This window comes from Streptomyces olivaceoviridis (assembly GCF_014650115.1).
GTDB classification, from domain to species: Bacteria; Actinomycetota; Actinomycetes; order Streptomycetales; family Streptomycetaceae; genus Streptomyces; species Streptomyces olivaceoviridis.
The window spans coordinates 168,621-188,419 of the sequence record NZ_BMUI01000011.1; the positions used below are offsets into that span (position 1 = coordinate 168,621).

Annotated in this window: 14 protein-coding genes and 1 pseudogene; 6 read left to right on the plus strand and 9 right to left on the minus strand. The window is 73.1% G+C overall.

Features of this window, described 5'->3' with window-relative positions:
* Positions 1-424: 424 nt before the first annotated feature.
* Together IE273_RS22020 and IE273_RS22025 are read left to right on the plus strand one after the other, a co-directional pair.
* Positions 425-850 (plus strand): hypothetical protein, encoded by a 426-nt coding sequence (locus IE273_RS22020; RefSeq protein WP_189816891.1) that lies wholly within the window; start codon positions 425-427, stop codon positions 848-850.
* Positions 851-906: 56 nt separating this feature from the next.
* The gene (locus IE273_RS22025) at positions 907-4,143 is read left to right on the plus strand and encodes an ATP-binding protein (protein WP_189816892.1); all 3,237 of its coding nucleotides are present in this window, start codon (positions 907-909) and stop codon (positions 4,141-4,143) included.
* 37 nt (positions 4,144-4,180) lie between these two features.
* Here the strand turns inward: IE273_RS22025 and IE273_RS22030 are convergent, their stop codons facing one another.
* Both IE273_RS22030 and IE273_RS22035 read right to left on the minus strand, forming a co-directional pair.
* Complete coding sequence (locus IE273_RS22030; RefSeq protein WP_189816893.1) at positions 4,181-4,975, minus strand: ABC transporter permease; 795 nt, start codon at positions 4,973-4,975, stop codon at positions 4,181-4,183.
* Positions 4,972-5,946, minus strand: a complete 975-nt coding sequence (locus tag IE273_RS22035) for an ATP-binding cassette domain-containing protein (RefSeq protein ID WP_189816894.1) — start codon at positions 5,944-5,946, stop codon at positions 4,972-4,974. The genes IE273_RS22030 and IE273_RS22035 overlap by 4 nt, the downstream gene beginning before the upstream one ends.
* Positions 5,947-6,432: 486 nt before the next feature.
* Here IE273_RS22035 and IE273_RS22040 point away from each other — a divergent pair, with 486 nt between their 5' ends.
* A complete protein-coding gene (locus IE273_RS22040; protein WP_189816895.1) occupies positions 6,433-8,499 on the plus strand; it encodes an NAD(+) synthase in 2,067 nt (688 codons plus the stop codon).
* A gap of 30 nt (positions 8,500-8,529) precedes the next feature.
* Here the strand turns inward: IE273_RS22040 and IE273_RS22045 are convergent.
* Positions 8,530-8,819, minus strand: a pseudogene (locus IE273_RS22045) (TIGR03943 family putative permease subunit); the annotation flags it as partial.
* A gap of 116 nt (positions 8,820-8,935) precedes the next feature.
* Between IE273_RS22045 and IE273_RS22050 the strand changes: the two are divergent.
* Entirely contained in the window at positions 8,936-10,771 is a 1,836-nt protein-coding gene (locus IE273_RS22050; protein ID WP_189816896.1) for an NAD(P)-binding protein, read from the plus strand.
* Positions 10,772-10,789: 18 nt separating this feature from the next.
* Here IE273_RS22050 and IE273_RS22055 read toward each other — a convergent pair whose 3' ends face one another.
* On the minus strand, positions 10,790-12,604 hold the full coding sequence (locus IE273_RS22055; protein WP_229887343.1) for a S9 family peptidase: 1,815 nt from the start codon (positions 12,602-12,604) through the stop codon (positions 10,790-10,792).
* A 194-nt stretch (positions 12,605-12,798) separates the two neighbouring features.
* Here IE273_RS22055 and IE273_RS22060 point away from each other — a divergent pair, with 194 nt between their 5' ends.
* The gene (locus IE273_RS22060; protein WP_189816975.1) at positions 12,799-13,578 is read left to right on the plus strand and encodes a class I SAM-dependent methyltransferase; all 780 of its coding nucleotides are present in this window, start codon (positions 12,799-12,801) and stop codon (positions 13,576-13,578) included.
* Positions 13,579-13,621: 43 nt separating this feature from the next.
* Positions 13,622-14,413 carry an SURF1 family protein gene (locus tag IE273_RS22065; RefSeq protein WP_189816897.1) on the plus strand — a complete coding sequence of 264 codons (792 nt, stop codon included), beginning with the start codon at positions 13,622-13,624 and terminating at the stop codon, positions 14,411-14,413.
* A gap of 135 nt (positions 14,414-14,548) precedes the next feature.
* On the opposite strand, the gene IE273_RS22070 is transcribed toward IE273_RS22065, so the two are convergent.
* The 5 genes from IE273_RS22070 to IE273_RS22090 form a co-directional block, all read right to left on the minus strand.
* Positions 14,549-15,622, minus strand: a complete 1,074-nt coding sequence (locus IE273_RS22070; protein ID WP_189816976.1) for a hypothetical protein — start codon at positions 15,620-15,622, stop codon at positions 14,549-14,551.
* A 128-nt stretch (positions 15,623-15,750) separates the two neighbouring features.
* Positions 15,751-16,431, minus strand: coding sequence for a SigE family RNA polymerase sigma factor (locus IE273_RS22075; RefSeq protein ID WP_078629588.1), 681 nt, complete (start codon positions 16,429-16,431; stop codon positions 15,751-15,753).
* Positions 16,432-16,758: 327 nt separating this feature from the next.
* Positions 16,759-17,820 (minus strand): aspartate-semialdehyde dehydrogenase, encoded by a 1,062-nt coding sequence (locus IE273_RS22080; protein WP_189816898.1) that lies wholly within the window; start codon positions 17,818-17,820, stop codon positions 16,759-16,761.
* 16 nt (positions 17,821-17,836) lie between these two features.
* On the minus strand, positions 17,837-19,108 hold the full coding sequence (locus IE273_RS22085) for an aspartate kinase (protein ID WP_014673991.1): 1,272 nt from the start codon (positions 19,106-19,108) through the stop codon (positions 17,837-17,839).
* Positions 19,109-19,319: 211 nt separating this feature from the next.
* Complete coding sequence (locus IE273_RS22090; protein WP_189816899.1) at positions 19,320-19,745, minus strand: hypothetical protein; 426 nt, start codon at positions 19,743-19,745, stop codon at positions 19,320-19,322.
* Positions 19,746-19,799 lie beyond the last annotated feature (54 nt).

Below are 19,799 nucleotides of genomic sequence, written 5' to 3' on the forward strand. Positions count from 1 at the left end.
AGTAATCATGGGGGACATCGGGGGACCATCAGGCTCGCGCCCAGAGCAGCCGGGGTCCCGGCACTTCGGGCGCCTCAGCCTGGCACTCACCCCAGCCTTCCAGTCGGAGGCGGACCGGGTCTTCCGGGGGAGGGCGGGACCCAGGTCCTCTGCCGTGTGCAGCACGGCGGAGGCGAGCCGCGGCGCCGTCGTCCGTGCGACGGTGCCGTTCCTGTCGGCGACCGTCAGGCAGTCTTCGGTCCGTCGCACGGCAAGGCCGAAGGAGGTGCCGGCACTGGTGAAGCTCAGCACGCGGGTCTCGCCCCGGAGGAACGCACGACCGCTACGGCTCCGGCCGTGAAGTCGAGTGATTGTGGGCCCTACGCCGGCGCTGTACGTTCCCGCTCACGGATCGACGGAGCTCAGACGCAGTTCAGGGGGCGGGATGTCTCGATACGGCCGCGCGGACAGTGAGTGGGACGAGCTGACGGATGCCGGGCGGGGCTTTCTTGTCGAGCGGGCGAAGCTGGGCCGGCTCACCTCGTACACCGAGCTCAACGTGACCCTCGCCCGGCGGACGGGCTGCCGGCCCTTCGACTTCGAGCGGGCTGACGAGCGGGCCGCGATGGGGTACCTGCTCGGACTGATCGTGGAACGGGACCAGGAGCTCGCCCCCTCGGACCCACCTCTCATGCTGTCGGCCCTGGTGAACTACTTGGGTGCCAACGATGCCGGTGCCGGCTTCTATCAGTTGGCCAAGGAACTCCGGTTGCTCCCCATGAGCGCGTCGGCGGACGAGAAGCTCGGCTTCTGGGCCGAGCAGGTGAAGCGGATCCACGCACGGCATGGGGCTGGTCCGACCGGGGCGTGAAACCACCGTCTCGGGCTCTTCCTCCCGCGAGAGCGGTGGGTGGCTAGTCTTCAGGCGTGACGACCGAGTTGGCTCTGCTGTCCGAAGTCGCCTGTCGTGGGCGGGAGATCACCGCTCCCCGGCTCCGTGGGCTGGTGGCGTTGCTCGCCGGGGATCTGCGGGCCGGGTGCAGCACGGGGCGGCTGGTGGAGGGGCTGTGGCCGGACGGGCTGCCGGAGCGGCCCGGCAAGGCGGTGCAGGTGCTGGTGTCGCGGCTCAGGGCGCAGCTGGGTGGTGAACTGGTCGTCAGTACGCCGACGGGGTACCGGCTGGCGCTGGAGGAGGCGCAGGTCGACAGCTCCGCGCTGCTGCTGTACGAGGCGGGGAGCGCCGAGCGGGCGCGGGCGGGGGATCACGCGGGTGCCCTGGCGCAGGCCGAGGCGGGCTTGGCCCTGTGGGACGGGAGCGTGGGGGCCGGGGCGGGAGAGGACCTGCACGATCCGGTGGTGGCGCTCCGTACCGACCGGCTCCGGGCGCACCGCTCGCTCGTTCGTTCCCGTGCGCTCGCGCTCGCCCGGCTGGGGCGGCGGGAGGAGGCCGCGGTGCCGCTGGCCGAGCTCGCCCGGGAGCTGCCCCGGGACGAGGAGGTGCTGGCGGAGCTGCTGCGGTGCGAGGCGGACACCGTGGGCCGGGCCGCCGCGCTGACCCGGTACGACGCTTATCGGCGGCGGTTGCGCGAGGAGCTGGGGACCGATCCGGGTCCCGGGCTCAGGTCCCTCTGTCAGGAGTTGTTGAGCGCGGACGCGCCTCGGATCCGGCAGGGAGTGCCGCACGAGCCGAACCCGCTGCTGGGGCGGGACGCCGACATCTCCGCCGTGGCGGGGCTGCTGCGCGCGGCCCGGGTCGTCACCGTCGTGGGACCCGGCGGGCTGGGCAAGACCCGGCTGTCCCATGCGGTGAGCCGGGCTGCCGAGCAGCCCGTGGTGCACTTCGTCCCCCTGGCCGGTGTCACCGCCGACGACGACGTCGCCGCCGAGGTGGCCTCGGCGGTGGGCGCCGGCGAGGGCCGGCAGTTCGCCGGGGGCGGCGACGCGGTCGGCGGCATCGCCGGCGCGCTGGGTACGGGGCCCACGCTGCTGGTGCTGGACAACTGCGAGCAGGTGATCGCCGGCGTGGCCGACCTCGTCCGGGCGCTGGTGTCGCGATCGAAGGAGCTGCGGGTCCTGGCGACCAGCCGGGCCCCGCTGGGGCTGACCTCGGAGTCCGTGTACGCCCTGCCGGAGCTGTCCCTCGCCACCGCGGTCGAGCTCTTCGAGCAGCGGGCGCGCGCGGCCCGGCCCGGCGTGGACCTGCCCGCCGACCGGGTCGCCGAGATCTGCCGCCACCTGGACGGGCTGCCGCTCGCCGTGGAACTGGCCGCGGCCCGGGTACGGGTGCTCTCCGTGGCCGACATCGCACGCCGCCTCCGGGACCGTTTCGCGCTGCTGCGCGGCGGCGCCCGTGACGCGCCCGAGCGGCACCGCACGCTGCACGCCGTGGTCGAGTGGAGCTGGAACCTGCTGGAGCCCGACGGCCAGGCTGCGCTGCGCGCGCTGTCGGTGTTCCCGGGCGGCTTCGCCGAGGACGCGGCGGAGTACCTGCTCGGCGGGACGGGGGACGCGCTGTTCCTGCTGGAGCAGCTCGCCGGTCAGTCCCTGGTCAAGGTGGACGACAGCCCCTCCGGGACGCGCTTTCGCATGCTGGAGACCCTGCGGGAGTTCGGCGCCGCCCGGCGGGCCGAGGCGGGCGAGGAGGAGGTGGTGACCGACCGGTTCCTGGACTGGGCCCGGGACTTCGGCCGCGAGCACCACGATGTGCTGTTCAGCAGCGACCCGGCGCCCTCCTGGAACCGCATACGGGCCGAGCAGGACAACCTCGTGCTCGTGCTGCGGCACGCGCTGGCCCGGTCCGACGGGCCCACCACCGCCGCCCTCACCGCCGTACTGGCCTCGCTGTGGGCCACCGACTCCCACTTCACCCGGCTCGCCGCCCTCATCGCCGACACCGGCGGGCCGCTGTCCCACTTCCGCCCCGGCCCCGAGGACGTGGAGCCGGCCCGCACCGCGGCGGCCGTGTGCACGGCCAGCCTCTTCATGGCCCACGGCCCGCACGCCGTACGGCAGTTGGTGACGCTGCGCCGGCTGCCGCCCGCTCCGCCGGACACGCTGCTGCGGGCGCTGGCCGTCGTGCTGTGCGCCGTACCGGACATCCACCCGCCGGAGTACGCGCTGCTGCGGGAGCTGTGCGACGCGGACGAACCCCTGCTGGCGGGTGTGGCGGCGTGCTTCGCCAGCTACGTGTGGGACGCGGCGCACGAGACGGAGCGCGCGCTGGAGTACGCCCGCCGGATGCTCGACGCGCTGGAGCCGCTCGCCAATCCCGCCATGCAGCTGCTCTGTCACGGACGGATCAGCGAGCTGTGCCTCCAGTCCGAGCGGGGCGCGGAGGCGTACGACCATCTGCGCGCCGCGCTCGCCGCTCTCGACCGGTTCGGCGACTGGTCGGACTCGGTCGGCGTGCGCTGGGGGCTGGTGCTGGCCTGTCTTCAGCGTGGGGAGGTCGACGAGGCGGAGTACTGGCTGGGGCTCGCGGCCCTGGAGCAGCCGCCGGACTCACCGCAGATCTACACCCCCGATCTCCTGGCCCGGGCGGAGATCGCGCTGGCCCGGGGGCTGACGGAGGTCGGGCTCGGGCTGTGGCGCCGGGCGGTGGAGCGGGTGCGGGAGGACAGCCTGCTGTATGCCGGTGATCCGTTCGTGCATCCCTGGTCGCTCCAGGTGCAGTCGGCCGCGCTGGCGGCGCACGCGCAGCACGGCCGGCTGGAGCCGGTGGCGGGGCTGGCCGGGCAACTGCGGGAGCGGCTCCTCGGGATGCTGTCCGGCTCGGCCGGTGCCGGGGGTTCGTCCGGCACCGCGGGTTCGTCCACCTCCGACTCGTCCGGCTCCCCCAGCACCCCGAAGTCCCCTGACTCCCCCGGCACCTCCGACTCCCCCGGCTCCCCCGGCTCCCCCGTGGAACTGCCGGTCTACGGGACGGTGTTGCTGGCGCTCGGTCTCGCCGGGCTGGCCCGGGGCGATACGGCGGCCGTACGGCTGGTGGCGCTGGCGGAGCGGATGCCGGTGGTGCGGGACTTCCCGACCCTGTCCTCGGCCCGGTCCCGGCAGGCGGCCGAGAACGCCGACAGGGCGGCGTACGCCGACGCGAGGTCGAGGTACGCCGCCCTGGGGCGGGAGGAACTGCGGGCGGTGGCACTGCGGGAGCTGAGCGCCGGGTGATCCGCGAGAGGCCGGCCGCCGGCTGAGCCCGCCGGGGTCAACGCCGGGGCTCCCGGTTGAACTGCGCCTTGGACCACAGGTAACCCAGCACGGTCAGCACCAGGCACCAGGCGACGGCGAGCACCGCGTTCTTCGTGCCGATCCCGCTGCCGAGCAGCAGCCCGCGCAGGGTCTCGATGGCGGGCGAGAACGGCTGGTACTCGGCGAACCAGCGGAACCAGCCCGGCATGGCGTCCACCGGCACGAAGGCGCTGGACAGGAACGGCAGCATCACCAGGGGCGTCCCGGTGTTGCTGGCCCCCTCGGGGTTGGGGCTCACCAGGCCGATGCCGACCGCGAGCCAGGTCAGCGCCAGGCTGACCAGCGCCATCAGCCCGGCCGCCGCGATCCACTCCAGCGGCGTCGCGTCGGGCCGGAAGCCGATGGCCAGGCCGATGCCCAGCAGCAGCACCAGGGCCATCAGCGTCTGGATGACGCTGCCGAACACGTGGCCGATCAGCACGGAGGCGCGGGAGATGGCCATGGTCCGGAACCGGGCCATGATGCCCTCGGTCATGTCGGTGGCCACCGACACGGCGGTGCCGAGCGAGGTCATGCTCACGGTCAGCAGCAGGATGCCGGGGACCAGGTAGGCGACGTAGTCGGCGCGGTCCGCGTGTCCGCCGTTGATGCCGGCGCTCATCACGTCGCCGAAGACGTAGACGAAGAGCAGCAGCAGGATGACCGGGGTGAGCAGGAGGTTCAGGGTGAGGGAGGGGTAGCGGCGGGCGTGCAGCAGGTTGCGCCGCAGCATGGTGAGGTTGTCGCGGAAGGGCTGGCCGGCGGCGCTCATCGGGCGGTCTCCTTGTCGGTGGACTGGGAAGGTACGGGGCTCGCGGTGAGGGCGAAGAACACGTCGTCCAGGTCGGGGGTGTGGACGGACAGCTCGTCGGCCTCGATGCCGGCGGCGTCGAGCCAGTCGAGGACGGCGCGCAGTTCGCGCTGGCTTCCGTCGCTGGGGATCTGGAGGGTGAGCGCCTCGTCGTTCCGGGTGGCCTCGCGCAGCGCGATGGCCGCCCCTTCGTACGCCACCGGGTCGGCGAAGCGCAGCCGCACGTGCCCGCCGGGGACGAGCCGCTTGAGCTGCTCGGCGCTGCCGTCGGCGACGATCTTTCCTCCGTTGAGCACCGCGATGCGGTCGGCCAGCTGGTCGGCCTCCTCCAGGTACTGGGTGGTGAGGAAGACGGTCGTACCGCCGGAGACCAGTTCGCGGATGATCTGCCACATGGTGTGGCGGGAGCGCGGGTCGAGGCCGGTGGTCGGCTCGTCCAGGAAGATGATCCGCGGGCTGCCGACCAGGGTCATGGCGATGTCCAGGCGGCGCTTCATGCCGCCGGAGTAGGTGGAGGCGGGCTTCTTCGCGGCCTCGGTGAGGTCGAACCGTGCCAGCAGCTCGGCGGTGACGCGCCGTCCCTCGTGCTTGGAGAGGTGGTGCAGGTCCGCCATCAGGAGCATGTTCTCCTCGCCGGTGATCAGCCCGTCCACGGCGGAGAACTGACCGGTGACCCCGATGGCGGCCCGCACCGCCTGCGCCTCGGCGGCGAGATCGTGCCCGGCGATCCGCGCCTGCCCGCCGTCGGGGGAGATCAGCGTGGACAGGATGCTGACCGCGGTGGTCTTGCCGGCACCGTTGGGTCCGAGGAGGGAGAAGACGGTGCCGGCGGGCACGTGGATGTCGATGCCGTCGAGGACGGTCTTGTCCCCGTAGGACTTGCGCAGCCCGGTGGCCGCGATGGCGAGTTCGTCTGCGTCCGTTGTCGTCATGCCGCAGAGCGTGCGGCCCGGGCGGTTCAGCGTGACTTCAACGCGGTTTCAGCCGGCCGGGGACGGCACCGGGGCGGTGAAACCCGCAGGTCGTTCGGCGGTCCGGGGCCATCGGACGGGCCCATCAGACCGGGGCCATCACACCCGGCCCATCGGACCGGAGCCATCAGACCGAGGCCACCGGACCGGGCCCTTCGGTCCAGGGCCATCACGCCGAGGCCACCGGACCGGGCCCTTCGGTCCAGGGCCATCACGCCGAGGCCATCGGCCGGGGGGCGTCCGGAGCCGCCGCCGCCGTCAGCTCTTCGCCATCGGCTCCGCGCAACCCGAGTACCCCGCGGGCCGTTCTCCGTTCCCCGAGTACCCCGCGGACCGTGCCCCGGGCACCCCGACGGACCGGTGGACCAGTGGACCGGTGGGCCGGTGCGGCCGGTGCGGCCGGTGCGGCCGAGTAGCCCGGCGCGGCCGGGATCTAGGCTTCCAGACATGAAGGAAGCCCCGTTGAACTTCTGGTCGCTCTACAGCCACGGCTTCGCGCGGATCGCCGCGTGCACCGGCCACACCGTCATCGCCGACCCGCAGGCCAACGCCGAGTCGGTCCTGCGCCTGGCGCGCCGATGCGCGGACGAGGGCGTCGCCGTCGCCGTCTTCCCCGAGCTGGGCCTGACCGGCTACTCGATCGAGGACCTGCTGCTCCAGGACGCGCTGCTCGACCAGGTCGAGGCGGCGCTGCGGACCATCGTGGCCGGGTCGGCGGAGCTGCTGCCGGTGCTGGTCGTCGGCGCCCCGCTGCGCCACCGCCACCGGATCTACAACTGCGCGGTGCTCGTGCACCGCGGCCGGATCCTCGGTGTCGTACCGAAGTCGTACCCGCCGAACTACCGCGAGTTCTACGAGCGCCGGCAGATCGCCGACGGGCACGACGAGCGGGGCGGGACCATCCGGGTCGCGGGTGCCGAGGCGCCGTTCGGGGTGGACCTGCTGTTCGCGGCCGAGGACGTGCCGGGGCTCGTGCTGCACACCGAGATCTGCGAGGACATGTGGGTGCCGGTGCCGCCGAGCGCGGAGGCCGCCCTCGCCGGGGCGACCGTGCTGGTGAACCTCTCGGGCAGCCCGATCACGGTCGGCCGGGCCGAGGACCGCAAGCTGCTGTGCCGCTCGGCGTCCTCCCGCTGCCTCGCCGCGTACGTCTACGCGGCGGCGGGCCTCGGCGAGTCGACCACCGACCTGTCCTGGGACGGGCAGACCATGATCTACGAGAACGGGGTGCTGCTCGCCGAGACCGACCGCTTCCCGCTCGGCGACCAGTACGCGGTCGCCGACGTGGACCTCGACCTGCTGCGGCAGGAGCGGCACCGGATGGGCACCTTCGACGACAACCGCCGGGCCCACGCCGCCCGGACCGGTGACTTCCGGACCGTCTCCTTCGACCTGGACCCGCCGCTCACCGACCTCGGGCTGCGCCGGCGCGTGGAGCGGTTCCCGTTCGTGCCCGCCGACCCCGAACGGCTCGCCCTGGACTGCTACGAGGCCTACAACATCCAGGTCGCCGGGCTCCAGCAGCGGCTCGCGGCGATCGGCGGCCCGAAGGTCGTCATCGGCGTGTCCGGCGGTCTGGACTCCACGCACGCGCTGATCGTCGCCGCCCGGGCGATGGACCGCGCGGGCCGGCCGCGCGGCGACATCCTGGCCTTCACCCTGCCGGGCTTCGCCACCAGCGACCACACCAAGGACAACGCGCACAAGCTGATGCGGGCGCTCGGCGTCACCGCGGCCGAGCTGGACATCACGCCGACCGCGCGGCTGATGCTGAAGGAGATCGGCCACCCGTTCGCCTCCGGGGAGCCGGTGTACGACGTCACCTTCGAGAACGTGCAGGCCGGCCTGCGCACCGACTACCTGTTCCGGCTGGCCAACCAGCGCGGCGGCATCGTCCTCGGCACCGGGGACCTCTCCGAGCTGGCGCTCGGCTGGTCCACGTACGGCGTCGGCGACCAGATGAGCCACTACAACGTCAACTCGGGGGTGCCGAAGACCTTCATCCAGCACCTGATCCGCTGGGTGATCAACAGCGGCCAGTTCGACGAGGAGACCGGCGGGATCCTGGCCGCGATCCTGGACACCGAGATCAGCCCGGAGCTGGTGCCGGGCGAGGAGATGCAGTCCACCGAGTCGAAGATCGGCCCGTACGCGCTGCACGACTTCACCCTCTTCCAGGTGCTGCGCTACGGCTTCCGGCCCTCCAAGATCGCCTTCCTGGCCTGGCACGCCTGGCACGACGCGAAGTCCGGCGCCTGGCCGCCGAACTTCCCCGAGGCCAAGCGGGTGGCGTACGACCTGCCGGAGATCCGGCACTGGCTGGAGGTGTTCTGCCGCCGCTTCTTCGCGTTCTCGCAGTTCAAGCGCTCGGCCATGCCGAACGGCCCGAAGGTGTCGGCGGGCGGCTCCCTCTCCCCGCGCGGCGACTGGCGGGCCCCCTCGGACGGCAACGCGGAGGTGTGGCTCAGGGACCTCGCCCGCTTCGACTTCGACACCGCGGCGGCCGACCGGTAGCCGGGGCCGGTGCCGGTGGCCGGTACCGGCTCAGGTGTTCCAGGTCTCGTCGTAGGGGTCGCGCGGTGCCGGGACCGGACGGCTGGAGGTGACCCTCAGGTAGGGGATGGGGCCGTCGTTGACCGGGTCGTGGGTGAGCCCGGGGGCGTACGCGCCGTCACCTCCAGCCAGGCGTCCGGGCGGAGGACCGGCGGCAGCGCGCCGGTCAGCGCGATCTTCACCGGCTGGGCGTCCGCGGCACAGCAGTTGAGGGCCATGCGGACCAGGTAGGGCCGGCCCGCGTGGTCCAGGGCCAGGAAGCCGGTGACCCGGACGGCACGGCGGTTCCGGCGCGGGCGTTCAGACCGTTGCTGGAACCACTCGACTCCTTGGTGCACTCTTTTCCCTCGTGGCGAGCGTTCCGTATCAAGGGGGGCCGGCGTCTCCGCCGGCGCACATGGTGGTGTGCGGTGACGACGGGCTCGCGCACCGGCTGGCCGCCGAGTTGCGCGGGGTCTACGGCGAACAGGTCACCCTCGTCGTGCCACCGAACGAGCGCACCGTCCGGCCCCCGGTGGTCGGCCGTGCCCGGTCCGCGTCGGCGGCGCTGTTCGACCGCGTGGTCAGCGCCGCCGTGGGCACCGTCGGCCGCTCCGGCACGGGCGGGCAGCCCGCCGGCGCCACGGCCGGCCAACACCCGGACGGGGAAGGGGTGCTGGAGGCCGCCGAGCTGACCGAGGCGGTGCTCGCCGAGGCCGGGGTGGCCCGGGCCGCCGCGCTGGCCCTGGTGTACGACGACGACGAGACCAACATCCGGGCCGCCCTGACCGCCCGCCGGCTCAACCCCCGGCTGCGGCTCGTCCTGCGGCTCTACAACCGGCGGCTGGGCCAGCACATCGAGGAACTCCTCGACCAGGCCGCCTCGTTGGCCGCGGGGGACGACGACGGTCCCGGCACCGCCGCCGAGGCCTCCACCACCGTGCTGTCCGACGCCGACACCGCCGCACCCGCGCTGGCCGCCACCGCCGTCGCCGGCACGAGCAGGGTCGTCCAGACCGAGGGCCTGCTGCTGCGGGCCGTGGAACGGCCGCTGCCCGGGGACGGCCCCGGCACCGGGCTGTACACGCTCGCCCTGCTCTCGGGCGGCGACCCGGCCGGCACCGACGGCCCCTACGGCGCCGGGGAACAGCAGCCCCGGCTGCTCCCCGACGACGAGGAGGTCCGGCAGGCCGCCGGGCGGCAGGCCGTGGTGCTGGAACACGTCTCCGCCCCGGCCGGTGGCGAGTCCGCCGCGCCCGCCCGTCGCGCGATGACCGGCGTACCACCGCTCGGCTCCCTGTTCTCCCGGCGGCTGCGCTGGTCCCTGGCCGTGCTCGCCGGCTGCGTGGTGGGCCTCGCGGTCGCCCTGTGGCTGGTCACCGGCATCCATCCGCTGCGCGCCTTCTACATCACCCTCCTCGACCTGTTCGCGATCGACGATCCGGCCCTCAGGGAACCCCTGGGCCGCCAGCTCCTCCAACTCCTCTCCGCGCTCGTCGGGTTGCTGCTGCTGCCGTTGCTGCTGGCCGCCGCGCTGGAGGCGTTCGGCACCTTCCGCACCGCCTCCGCCCTGCGCAAGCCGCCGCGCGGCCTGAGCGGCCATGTCGTCCTGCTCGGGCTCGGCAAGATCGGTACGCGGGTGCTGACCCGGCTGCGGGAACTGAACATCCCGGTGGTGTGCGTCGAGTCCGACCCGGAGGCGCGCGGGCTCGCCACCGCCCGCCGGCTGCGGGTGCCGGTGGTGCTCGGGGACGTCACCCAGGAAGGCGTCCTGGAGGCCGCCCAGATCCAACGGGCCCAGGCCCTGCTCGCGGTGACCAGCTCCGACACCACCAACCTGGAGGCCGTGCTCTACGCGCGGACCGTACGGCCCGATCTGCGGGTGGTGCTACGGCTGTACGACGACGACTTCGCCACCGCCGTCTACCGCACCCTCCGCACCGCCTACCCGCAGGCGCTGACCCGGAGCCGGAGCGTCACCCACCTGGCCGCCCCGGCGTTCGCCGGGGCCATGCTGGGGCGACAGGTGCTCGGGGCCGTCGCCGTGGAGCGGAGGGTGCTGCTGTTCGCCGCGGTGGACGTGGACGGGCATCCCCAGCTGGAGGGCCGCACCGTGCGGGAGGCCTTCCGGGCCGGGTCCTGGCGGGTACTGGCGCTGCTGGGCCGCGCCGACACCTCTTCCTCCCATGTGCTGGCGAAGGGCGACCGGGTGGTCGTCGCCGCCACCCGGAGAGGCCTCGCGGAGCTGCGCTGACGCTGGGGCCTGCCTGTCCTAGGCCGGCAGGTGCCGTGCCGCGAATTCCAGTTCCAGTCTCACCTGCTTGATCCGCTCGTCCACCACCAGTGAGCCGTGGCCCGCGTCGTACCGGTACACCTCGTGGACCGCGCCCCGGGTCTCCAGTCTCTTGACGTAGTTGTCGATCTGGCGGATCGGGCAGCGCGGGTCGTTGACGCCCGCCGAGATGTGGACGGGAGCCTTGACCTGGTCGACGTACGTCAGCGGGGAGGACGCCTCGAAGCGCTCCGGGACCTCCTCCGGGGTGCCGCCCAGCAGGGTGCGGTCCATGGCCTTCAGGGACTCCATCTCGTCGTGGTACGCGGTGACGTAGTCCGCGACGGGCACCACCGCGATGCCCAGCGCCCAGGCCTCCGGCTGGGTGCCGACGCCGAGCAGGGTCAGATAGCCGCCCCAGGAGGCGCCGGTCAGGATCAGGCGGGCGGGGTCGGCGAGACCGGAGGAGACCGCCCAGTCGCGCACCGCCGCCACGTCCTCCAGCTCGATCAGGCCGACCCGGTGCTTGAGGGCGTCCGTCCAGGCGCGGCCGTAGCCGGTGGAGCCGCGGTAGTTGATGCGGACGACCGCGTAGCCGTGGTCCACCCAGGCGGCCGGGCCGGCGGCGAAGGAGTCGCTGTCGTGCCAGGTCGGGCCGCCGTGCAGGTCGAAGACGGTGGGGAGGGGACCGGTGGCGCCCGCCGGCTTCTGGATCAGGGCGTGGATCCGGCCGCCGGGGCCCTCCACCCACACGTCCTCCACCGGCACCGACGCCGGGCACGCCATGCCCGGCGGGTCCAGCACCACACCGCCGGCCGTGGAGCGGACCGCCGGGGGCTCGGCGGCCGACGACCACAGGTACTCCACGCTGCCGTCGGGGCGGGCGGTCGCGCCGGAGACCGTGCCGGGCGGGGTGGGGATGCGGGTCAGCTCGCGGGCCGCCACGTCGTAGCGGAACAGCTCGCTGCGGGCCTCGAAGCCGTGGACGATGAGCAGGGCCGAACCGTCCGGGTACCACTCGGCGCTGACGTCACCGGGCAGGTCAAGGGCCAGGTCGGTCTCCGCCCCCGTGGCCACGTCCCACACCAGCGGCTCCCAGCGGCCCCGGCGCTGGTGGCCGATGAGCAGCCGGGTGTCGCCGTCGACCGGGGCGAAGCCCAGCACCTCCAGGCCCAGCTCCTCGGTGCCGCCCTTGGTGTCGTCCAGCTCGGCGACCGTCGTGCCGTCCGGGCGGAGCACCCGCAGGGCCGCGTGCATGGCGTCGCCGTGCTCGGTGTGCTCCACGGCGATCAGGGAGCCGTCGTGCGAGAGGTCGCCGACGCCCGCCGACTCGCGGTGGCGGTAGATCTCCGCCGGGTCCGCGCCCTCGCGGGCCAGGTGGATCGTCGTGCCCTCCTCGTCCGTGGAGCGGCCGACGACCGCCGTGCGGCCGTCGCGGGACAGGGCGAGGCCGGCCGGGTAGGACGGGTCGAGACCGGGCACGGCCGGCTCGTCCGGGCCGCCCGTGAAGGGCTGGCGGCGCCAGATGCCGAACTCGTCGCCGTCCTTGTCGTCGAACCACCAGATCCACGCGCCGTCCGGGGAGAGCACGCCGTCCGTCGTGCCGTTCGGCCGGGCCGTCGCCTGCCGCTGCTCGCCCGTCGCCCGGTCCCAGGCGTACAGCTCGTACGTCCCCGTCGCGTTCGACACGAACAGGGAGTGGTCCGGCGCGTCCTCCGCCCAGTCGGGCAGCGACACCCGCGGCGCCCGGAAGCGCTTCTCCCAGTCCGGCATGTCCGGTGTGTGCTGCGTGCTCGGCGTACTGCTCTCGTTCATGGCCCCAGTCATGCGCCCATAGTGCCTGGCCGCGCCGACAATTGGGTGGCGGGTGCGCACAGCCTGTGGATAACTTCCGCGGCATGAGCGTCTCCGCCACTTCTCCGTCCACACCCGAGGGACCGTCGTTCCCGTCGGCGCCCGAGCACTCGTCCCCGTCCGTCCCCGAAGGCTGGCGCGAGGACAACAAGGCCATGTGGGACGAGAGGGTGCCCCTCCACGTCGCCGGACCCTTCTACGACCTCGAAGGCTTCCGCACCCGCCGGGACGACCTGCGGGACTTCGAGCGGGCGGAGGTCGGGGACGTCAGCGGGAAGTCGCTGCTGCACCTCCAGTGCCACATCGGCACCGACACCCTCTCCTGGCTCCACCGCGGCGCCGCACGCGTCGTCGGCCTGGACTTCTCCGCACCCGCGGTGGAGGCGGCCCGCACGCTCGCCGCCGACCTCGGGTACGGCCCCGACCGGGCCGCCTTCGTCACCAGTGACGTGTACGACGCGGCCGGGGCCGTGCCCGAGCCGTCGTACGACATCGTCTACACCGGGCTGGGCGCCCTGTGCTGGCTGCCGGACCTCGGGCGCTGGGCACGGACGGCCGCCTCCCTCGTCGCGCCCGGCGGCTTCCTCTACCTCGCCGAGTTCCATCCGATCACCGAGACCCTGGACGACGAGACCGGCACCCGGATCGTGCGCGACTACTTCACCCGGGACGCGCAGGTGTGGAACGAACCGGGCACCTACGCCGACCTGGACGCCGTCACCGTCCACAACCGCAGCGTGGAGTGGCAGCACTCGCTCGGGGACGTGGTCTCCGCGCTCGCCGCGGCCGGGCTGCGCATCGAGTTCCTGCACGAGCACGACGTGTCGCTCTTCCCGCGCTTCGGGAACTTCGAGGTGCGCGACGGCTACCACAGGTTCCCGGCGGGCCATCCGCGCATCCCGCTGCTCTACTCCCTGAGGGCGAGCAAGGGCTGACCCAAGGCATGGACGCCGGGGTGGGCGCCGTACCGTGGAGGGCGTGTACCGGTTTCTGCTGACACCCCGCTGGTGGGGCATCAACGTCTTCTTGCTGCTCGCCGTCCCGTTCTGCGTCTTCATGGGGTCGTGGCAGCTGAGCCGGTTCGAGGGGCGGGTGCAGGACCACCGCGCCGCGACCGAACAGGCCGCCTCCGACCGGGGCGAGGCCGCGCGCCCGCTGGACTCGATGCTGCCCGTCGACAAGAGCACGGCGGGGCGGCGGGTCACGGCGAGCGGGCGGTACGGGGAGCAGTTGCTGGTGCCCGCGCGGGAGCTGGACGGCAAGCGCGGCTTCTACGTCCTGACGCTGCTGCGCACCGGTTCCGGCAGGGCGCTGCCGGTGGTGCGGGGGTGGCTGCCGGGTACGGCGGACACGGCGAAGGCGCCCGCGCCGCCCCGGGGTGAGGTCACCGTCACCGGTGCGTTGCAGGCGCCCGAGACCCCCGGGGACAACGGGGTCAGCGCGCAGGGCGGGCTCCCCGCCGGGCAGACCTCGGCGATCAGCCCGGCGTCGCTGGTGAACCTGGTGCCGTACCGGCTGTACGACGCCTGGGTGACCCTGGACGAGGGGGACGCCGGGATGAAGGCCGTGCCCGCGAGCGCGCCGAGTGGCACGGGGCTGGACCTCAAGGCGTTCCAGAACCTCGGTTACACCGGCGAGTGGTTCGTGTTCGCGGGCTTCGTGGTCTTCATGTGGTTCCGCTTGCTGCGTCGCGAGCTGGAGTTCCAGCGGGACGCCGCGCTCGGGCTCGTGCCGGAGGAGTCGGAGCAGTCCCCGGTGCCGACCGGCTGACCCGCGCCCCGGAAGGGGCGCGGGGAACCACGCGACCAGCCACGACGGGCCCGCGACCGCGCAGCCCCCCGGACGGACGGCGTCGGTGCACCCCGCTCTCGGGGAGCGCCAGGCGCCCCCTCTCTCAGTGGAGCGTCAGGCGCCCGCGAGCACCCCGGTGTAGTAGACCGTCCCCGCGCACGCCCCGGGCACCATGGCCGTCGCCGTCGGCGAGCCCCCCTGTGCCGTGTGGGTCACCGTGACGCTGCCGTCGGCCGTGCCGTCCTCGGTGGCGAGTTGCGGGGTCGCGCCCTCCGAGCCGGTGCTGTCGGTCGTGGCGCCGACGGCGCTCTGGGTGGGCGACGGATCGGGCGACGGGCCGGTCGGGCCGGGGTCGCCGGGACTGCTGTCGCCGCCGGTGGTGGGGCAGGTCTCCGAGGGGACGAAGGCGAACTTCTCCTCGTAGGCCGCGCCCGGCTGGAGGACCAGCCCGGTGACCTCCTGGGACGGGTCGGGCAGGGCGGTCGCCGCGTCGCCGGCCACGTGCCGGGCGGTGAGGATCTTGGCCGGGTCGGCGGCACCCTGGGCCATGGGCGTGATGCCGCCGGCGCCGGCGACCGTGCAGGCGGTGCCGGAGATGTTGGTGACGCGGAAGGTGCCGTAGACGATCCCCGCGGTGTCGGGCGCGTTCGCGCTGCCGGTGGCGGAGCCCAGCTGGGTCGCCGTACAGAGCGGGACGCCCGAGGCCGGCGTGGCGGTGGGGTCGGCGGCGCCGGTGGAGCCGCCGCTGCCGCCGGGCTTCGTGTCCTTGTCGTCGGGCGGCCCGGACTCCTTGCCGGGCTTGACCGTCGTACCGCCGGCGTCCTTCGGGTCGCCCTTGCCGGTGTCCTTGTCCTTGCCCTGCCCGGTACCGCCCTGGGCCTGGGAGGACTGGCCGGCCATCGCGGTGTTGGGGTCGGAGCCGCCGGCCTGGGAGACGTGCACGAGGGCGGGGATCGCGGTGCCGATGAAGAGGGCCGCCGCGGCCATGCCGACCACTGCCTGGCGCTTGCGGGCGCGGCGGGCGGGGACGGCCCGGCGCAGGTGGTCCAGGGTGCCGGTGCGGGGTTCGATGTCGTCGACCGCCGAGTGCAGCAGTCGGCGCAGGGCCAGTTCGTCGGAGTCGGACCCGTCCGGGCTGTGGACTCCGTCGAGCCTCTCCGGGCCCTTGTCGTCGGGGCCGTGGTTCACAGTTCCGTTCCCAGCGTGCGATGGCGTGTGCTGTTGCCCGTCGCCCTCCGTCGGCTCGTGCCAGGCGTAGGGCTCGTGGCGTTCATGGGAGTGGCGCTCATGGGAGGCGCCCTCGTCGGCGTGGTCGCTCATGCCGGTGTCCCCATGGCGACCCGCAGAGCGGCGATGCCCCGCGAACCGTACGCCTTGACGGAGCCCAGGGATATGCCGAGCGTCTCGGCGACCTGGGCCTCGGTCATGTCCGCGAAGTAGCGCAGCACGAGCACCTCGCGCTGGCGGCGCTGGAGCCCCTTCATCGCCTTGATGAGGTCGCGGCGCTCCAGCTGGTCGTAGGCGCCCTCTTCCGCGCTCGCCATGTCGGGCATCGGCTTGGAGAGCAGCTTCAGGCCGAGGATGCGCCGGCGCAGCGTGGAGCGGGAGAGGTTGACGACCGTCTGCCGCAGGTAGGCGAGGGTCTTCTCGGGGTCGCGGACGCGCTTACGGGCCGAGTGGACGCGGATGAAGGCCTCCTGGACGACGTCCTCGCAGGAGGCGGTGTCGTCGAGGAGGAGTGCGGCCAGGCCGAGCAGCGAGCGGTAGTGCGCCCGGTAGGTCTCGGTGAGGTGGTCCACGGTCGTGCCGGCGGCCTCGGTCGCCACGGCACCCGCGGATTCCTCGGCGCCGTCACGCTGACTGGGTATGCGGGCGGGCCGCGCTGCGGGCATGGGCGCGATCACCGGCATGCCGCCGGGCGGGCGGGGCCGGAGCGCCGCGCGGGGCCGCAGGGCCGTACCGCCGCGGGCCACACTGAGTTCGAGTACCTCTGCCACGCCTGTTGGACACGCTTCCCCCCTCGGGGGTTGTACGTGCCGGGCGTCACATGTGCGACAACCGGCGGTGCCTCAAGTGCCGTCATGCGTCCCGCTCTTCCCTTATGTCCCATATGCACGGGCGCCCCCACGCCCCGACCACGGCGTCCCCACGCCAGGATCATCACGTCCCCAGGTCCCGCAAGGGTGACCGCAAAGACGCTCCCCGCCTCCGCGCGGTTGCGGAAGGCGGGGAGGGAAATCCTCTGTCGTCGGCGGGAGTGGTTCAAGGGATTTGGACCATGCTCCCAGCCACAGTCTTTACGGAGATCCTACAAAGTTCAACAGCTACGTGGGGGCGGACAGCTCCGCCGCGATCAGCTCCGCGATCTGCGCGCAGTTCAGCGCCGCGCCCTTGCGCAGGTTGTCGCCGCACACGAAGAGCTCCAGCGCGGTGGGGTCGTCCAGGGCCCGGCGCACCCGGCCCACCCAGGTCGGGTCGGTGCCCACCACGTCGGCGGGGGTGGGGAACTCGCCGGCGGCCGGGTCGTCGCACAGCACCACGCCCGGTGCGGTCGCGAGGATCTCGCGGGCCCCGTCGACGCCGACCTCCCGCTGGAAGCGGGCGTGGACGGTCAGCGAGTGCGTGGTGACCACCGGCACCCGGACGCAGGTCACGGCGACCGGCAGCGCCGGCAGGCCGAGGATCTTCCGGGACTCGTCGCGGACCTTCATCTCCTCCGAGGACCAGCCGTCCTCCCGCAGCGACCCGGCCCACGGTACGACGTTCAGCGCGACCGGCTCGGGGAACGGCCCGGTGTCGTCCCCGACGGCCCGCCGCACGTCCCCGGGCTTGGTGCCCAGCTCGGTCCCGGCCACCAGGGACAGCTGGGCCCGCAGCGTCTCCACGCCGGCCCGCCCGGCCCCGCTCACCGCCTGGTACGACGACACCACGAGCTCCCGCAGCCCGAACTCGGCGTGCAGCGCGCCCAGGGCGACGATCATCGTCAGGGTCGTGCAGTTGGGGTTGGCGACGATCCCGCGCGGCCGGGACCGTACGGCGTGCGCGTTGATCTCGGGCACGACGAGCGGCACGTCCGGGTCCATACGGAAGGCGCCGGAGTTGTCGACGACGACCGCGCCGCGCGCGGCGGCGACCGGCGCCCACTCGGCGGCGACCTCGTCCGGGACGTCGAACAGCGCGATGTCGACCCCGGCGAAGGCGTCCTCCGTCAGGGCCACCACCTCGACCTCCTCGCCGCGCACGGCCAGCTTGCGGCCGGCCGAGCGCGGGGAGGCGATCAGGCGGATCTCGCCCCAGACGTCCGCGCGCTGGGACAGGATCTGGAGCATGACCGTGCCGACGGCTCCGGTCGCTCCCACGACCGCGAGCGTCGGCCTGCCGGTCATCGGACGGTGTCCCGGCTCATCGGCCGGTGCCGCCGTAGACGACGGCCTCGTCACTGTCGGAGTCCAGACCGAAGGCGGTGTGGACGGCGCGGACGGCCTCCGGCACGTCGTCGGCGCGGGTGACCACCGAGATGCGGATCTCGGAGGTCGAGATCAGCTCGATGTTCACACCGGCGTCGCTGAGCGCCTCGAAGAACCCGGCGGTGACGCCCGGGTTGGTCTTCATACCGGCGCCGACCAGGGAGATCTTGCCGATCTGGTCGTCGTAGCGCAGCGAGTCGAAGCCGATGCCGGAGCGGTTCTTCTCCAGCGCGTCGATGGCCTTGCGGCCCTCGGTCTTCGGCAGCGTGAAAGAGATGTCCGTCAGGCCCGTGGAGGCGGCGGACACGTTCTGCACGACCATGTCGATGTTGATCTCGGCATCGGCGATGGTCCGGAAGATCGCGGCGGCCTCACCCGGCTTGTCCGGCACGCCGACGACCGTGATCTTGGCCTCGGAGGTGTCGTGCGCGACACCGGAGATGATGGCCTGCTCCACCTTCTTGTCCCCAATCGGCTCACTGCTGACCCACGTGCCCTGGAGTCCGCTGAAGGACGACCGGACGTGGATCGGGATGTTGTAGCGGCGGGCGTACTCCACACAGCGGTGGAGGAGCACCTTGGAACCGGAGGCCGCGAGCTCCAGCATGTCCTCGAAGGAGATCCAGTCGATCTTCTTCGCCTTCTTCACCACGCGCGGGTCGGCGGTGAACACGCCGTCGACGTCGGTGTAGATCTCGCAGACCTCGGCGTCGAGCGCGGCGGCGAGCGCCACGGCGGTGGTGTCGGACCCGCCGCGGCCCAGCGTGGTGATGTCCTTCTTGTCGGCGCTCACGCCCTGGAACCCGGCGACGATGGCGATGTTGCCCTCGTCGAGAGCCGTCCTGATCCGCCCCGGCGTGACGTCGATGATCCGGGCTTTGTTGTGGACCGAGTCGGTGATGACGCCTGCCTGGCTGCCGGTGAAGGACTGGGCCTCGTGGCCCAGGTTTTTGATCGCCATCGCCAGCAGGGCCATGGAGATCCGCTCTCCGGCGGTCAGCAGCATGTCGAATTCCCGCCCGGCAGGCATGGGAGAGACCTGCTCGGCGAGATCGATCAGCTCGTCCGTCGTGTCGCCCATCGCGGAAACGACGACGACAACCTGGTTGCCGTTCTTCTTCGCTTCCACGATCCGCTTGGCGACGCGCTTGATGCCTTCGGCATCGGCTACGGAGGAGCCTCCGTACTTCTGCACGACAAGGCCCACGTGCGCTCCTCGCTCGGTTCGTTTGTGTCGGCTCAGTCTATCGAGCGTCCGAATTCCACCACCCTGCTCCCGCATGGTGAGACATCCGCCCGCTCGGTCTCGACCCCTGCCCAGCGATCGCCGCACCACTCGGAAAGTGCCCTGGCTCACAGTGTGCGCCGGCGGACCGGACCCGGCAGCGTGGCGCGCAGCCCCCGGAGCGCGTCCGGGCTCAGGCTCCCGGCTGACCCGCGCTTCCGGTGGACGCCGAGCCGATGTCCCCGCCGGCCGCGATGGAGCGGGCGCCCGAGGCGCGCACATCGCCGGTACCCGACGCGCCCGGCGCGGTCGGCGCGGGCGGGGTCGGAGAAGGCGGCGTGGCCGCGCCGCCCGTGGAAGCGAAACCGATGCTGCCGCCCGCCGCGACGGCGCCCTCGCCGGACGCCTCCACCCCGCGCGCCGGAGCCGGGGGCGCCGGCGTCGAGCCGCCGAACTGCGTGATCGCCGCCAGCACCAGACCGACCACGCCGACCGCTCCACCGGCCACGCTCGCGACCTGGTCCGCCGCTCCCAGATCGACGAAGGCGAGAGCGACCAGCGTGCCGACACCCACGGCGCAGATGCCCAGTCCGGCCCATGCCCACGGCTTCAACGTCATGGGGGCATCATGCCTGCGCCACCGCCGCGGCAAACCGGCCGGCGGCCGGTCCGG

What these genes read in the sequence shown, in the direction of transcription:
- IE273_RS22020 (WP_189816891.1), top strand. Translation starts at nt 425, where the DNA reads ATGTCTCGATACGGCCGCGCGGACAGTGAGTGGGACGAGCTGACGGAT.
- IE273_RS22090 (WP_189816899.1), bottom strand. Translation starts at nt 19,745, where the DNA reads ATGACGTTGAAGCCGTGGGCATGGGCCGGACTGGGCATCTGCGCCGTG.
- IE273_RS22030 (WP_189816893.1), bottom strand. Translation starts at nt 4,975, where the DNA reads ATGAGCGCCGCCGGCCAGCCCTTCCGCGACAACCTCACCATGCTGCGG.
- IE273_RS22040 (WP_189816895.1), top strand. Translation starts at nt 6,433, where the DNA reads ATGAAGGAAGCCCCGTTGAACTTCTGGTCGCTCTACAGCCACGGCTTC.
- IE273_RS22035 (WP_189816894.1), bottom strand. Translation starts at nt 5,946, where the DNA reads ATGACGACAACGGACGCAGACGAACTCGCCATCGCGGCCACCGGGCTG.
- IE273_RS22060 (WP_189816975.1), top strand. Translation starts at nt 12,799, where the DNA reads ATGTGGGACGAGAGGGTGCCCCTCCACGTCGCCGGACCCTTCTACGAC.
- IE273_RS22080 (WP_189816898.1), bottom strand. Translation starts at nt 17,820, where the DNA reads ATGACCGGCAGGCCGACGCTCGCGGTCGTGGGAGCGACCGGAGCCGTC.
- IE273_RS22050 (WP_189816896.1), top strand. Translation starts at nt 8,936, where the DNA reads ATGGTGGTGTGCGGTGACGACGGGCTCGCGCACCGGCTGGCCGCCGAG.
- IE273_RS22055 (WP_229887343.1), bottom strand. Translation starts at nt 12,604, where the DNA reads ATGAACGAGAGCAGTACGCCGAGCACGCAGCACACACCGGACATGCCG.